The 3,292-nt window shown below is 72.9% G+C and carries 1 protein-coding gene; it reads left to right on the top strand.

What is annotated here, in order from left to right; genetic code table 11:
• Positions 1 to 24: 24 nt before the first annotated feature.
• On the top strand, positions 25 to 3,292 hold a 3,268-nt coding region (locus ACFV5N_RS26090), incomplete at its 3' end, for an amino acid adenylation domain-containing protein (protein ID WP_385604482.1).

Genomic DNA, 3,292 nt, shown 5'->3' with positions numbered 1-3,292 from the left:
CTGTGCGCCGAACGCTCCACCGAGATGATCACCGGCCTCCTCGGCATCCTCAAAGCCGGCGGCACCTACGTCCCCCTGGACCCCGACTTCCCCACCACCCGGCTGAACGGGATGCTGCGGGAGTGCGGGACGCGGGTGGTGCTGGCGACGGACACCACAGGTGAGCGGGCCCCGGCCGGTCCCTGGGAGGTGCTGCCGCTGACCGGGTCGGCGGACGAGCCGGGCGATCCGCTCCGGGACGCCGATCCGGTGAGCGGGGTGGGGCCGGATCACGGCTGCTATGTCATCTTCACCTCGGGATCGACCGGGAAGCCCAAGGGTGTGGTGACCCGGCACCGCAATGTCACCGAACTCCTGCACGGCGCCCCGTTCCTGACCCTGAACGGTGCGGACACGCTGGTGCAGCTGGCGCCGCTGCCGTTCGACAACTCGACGTTCGAGGTGTGGGCGCCGCTGGTGGGCGGTGCGCGGCTGGTGATGGCGCCGCCGATCTCCTACGGGCCGTCCGACATCGCCCGGTGGGTCCAGGAGTACGACGTCACCGTCCTCCACGCCACCGCCTCTCTCTTCACCCTGCTGGTGGACCACGAACCTGGCACGTTCGACCGGCTGCGCCGCTTCCTCACCGGCAGCGAAACGGTCTCCCCCCAGCACGCCCGCCGCATCCTCGACCGCTGCCCCGACCTCGAACTCGTCAACTGCTGGGGCCCCACCGAAACCACCACCTTTTCGGTGTGTGGCGCCTACACCCGCGACACCCTCCCCGACGGTCCACTGCCCCTCGGCCGGCCGCTCGTGAACACCGAGGTCCATGTCCTGGACGAAGCCGGACTGCCCACCCCCATCGGCACCCCCGGCGAACTCCATGTATCCGGCCCCTGCCTGGCCCGCGGATACCTCAACAACCCCACCCTCACCGCCGAACGCTTCCTCCCCCACCCGAAGCACCCCGGCCACCGCCTCTACCGCACCGGCGACCGCGGACGCTGGAACCCCGACGGCACCATCGCCTTCCTCGGCCGCGTCGACCACATGATCAAAATCCGCGGCTACCGCATCGAACTCGGCGAAGTGGAGACGGCGCTGCGCGCCCACCCCCGGGTGCGGGAGTGCGTGGTGGTGGCCCGGCAGGACGGTACGGGCCCGGCGGATCTGGTCGGCTATCTGGTGCCGCACGACCCGGCGCCCACCCGGGGCGAGCTGCGGGCCTGGCTCGGGGAGCGGCTGCCCGGCTACATGGTGCCCCGGCAGTTCGTGTTCCTCGACGCGCTGCCGCTGACCCCCCGCGCCAAGGTGGACCGGCGCGCGCTGCCTGCCCCGGACGGGGAGCGGCCGGATCTCGTGCAGGCGTTCGACCCGCCGCAGGGGCCGGTGGAGACCCGGCTGGCCGCCATCTGGCGCCAGGTCCTCGGCATCGACCGCATCGGCCGCCACGACAACTTCTTCGACCTCGGCGGCGACTCCATCCGCAGCATCCAGATCCTCGGCCAGGCGCGGACCGCCGGTCTCAGCTTCGCGCTCCAGGAGGTGGCCCGGCGCCCCACCCTCGCGGAGCTGGCCGGAGCCGTGACCCGCGAGGAGGACGGCGGTGACGCGGCCGGCGCACGGCCGCACGCACCGTTCGAGCTGCTCCCGCCCGAGGACCGGGCCACGCTGCCGGACGGCCTCGACGACGCGTATCCGATGACGCAGTTGCAGATCGGCATGGTCTACGAGCAGGAACGCGACCGGGAGCGGGCGCCGTACCACAATGTGCACTCCGTCCGGCTGGCCGGGCCGTTCGACGAGGCCGCCTTCCGTGCGGCCCTCGCGGCCGTCGTCGCCCGGCACCCCGTCCTGCGCACCTCCTTCGACCTCAACCGCTTCTCCGAACCCCTCCAGCTCGTCCACACCCGGGCCACCACACCCCTGACCGTCACCGACCTGCGGGGCCTCGACGCGGCGGGCCGGCAGGACGCGCTCGTCGCGCACGTGGAGCGGGAACGGAGCCGTCCGCTCGCCCTCTCCGAGGCGCCGCTGTGGCGGATGGCGGTGCATCTGCTGCCGGGTGACGCCTTCCAGTGGACGATCACCGAACACCACGCCATCCTCGACGGCTGGAGCCTCGCCTCCACCCTCACGGAGATCACGACCGCCTACCGGGCTGTGCGGTCCGGCGGGCACCGTCCGGCCGGGCCACCGCGCTCCGCCTTCCGGGACTTCGTCGCCGCCGAACGCGCGGCCCTCACCTCCCCCGAGTCGCGCGCGTACTGGCACCGCATGCTCGCCGACCGGCCCGACACCCGGCTGCCCGGGGCCGGGCTGCCCGGAACGGCCGGAGGTGAGGAGGAGACCCATCAGCATGACGAGGCCCAGGGGTACGGGGCGCTGAGCACCGTCTTCCCGGCGGAACTGCTCGGCGGGCTCGACGCGCTGGCGCGCCGGGCACAGGTGCCGGTCAAGTCGGTGGTGCTGGCGGCGCATCTGCGGGTGCTGAGTCTGCTCACCGGCAGTGGGGACGTGATCTCCGGGCTGACCGCACACGGGCGGCTGGAGGAAGCCGACGCGACGGAGGCGCGCGGGCTGTTCCTCAACACCCTACCGTTCCGGATGCGGCTGCCCGGCGGCAGCTGGGCGGACCTGGCACGCGCCGTCTTCGTCCACGAGCAGGACGCGCAGCCCCACCGCCGCTATCCGATGGCGGCGCTCCAGCGGGAGCTGGGGGGCGATCCGCTGTTCGAGGTCAGTTTCGTCTACAACCACTTCCATCAGCTGGCGGCGGCCACCGCCGGGCCGGACATGTCGCTGACGGCGGCGGAGGCGGACGTACGGGGCGGGATGGCCCGGACGCACTTCCCGCTGGTGGTCGCGGTCAGCCGGGGTCTTGAGACGGAAGGACTGCGGCTGGAGTTCGAGTACGACGCACGGCGGCTGTCGCCGGAGCGGGTGCGCGCGCTGCGCGATGCCTACGCCCGGGTGCTGGCCGCGATGGTGGCGGATCCGGGGGCCCCGCACCGGGAGGCGCGGCTGGTGGGGGACGCGGAGTTGGCGGTGATCGACTCCTGGCAGGGGGCGCGGGTCGAGGTGCCCGAGACCCTGGTGCACGAGATGGTCGCGGCGCGGGCCGCCGAGACCCCGGACGCCGTGGCCGTGGTGGCCGGGAAACAGCAGCTGACGTATGCCGAGCTGAACGTGCGCGCCAACCGGCTCGCCCACCGGCTCCGCGACCTCGGCGTCGGACCGGACGTGTGCGTCGGACTGTGCGCCGAACGCTCCACCGAGATGATCACCGGCCTCCTCGGCATCCTCAAAG

Origin of the sequence: Streptomyces sp. NPDC059853, from assembly GCF_042731495.1 — a bacterium.
Lineage (GTDB): Bacteria > Actinomycetota > Actinomycetes > Streptomycetales > Streptomycetaceae > Streptomyces.
The sequence above is the reverse complement of the archived record's forward strand: the minus strand, read 5'-3'. Positions and strand labels throughout refer to the sequence as shown.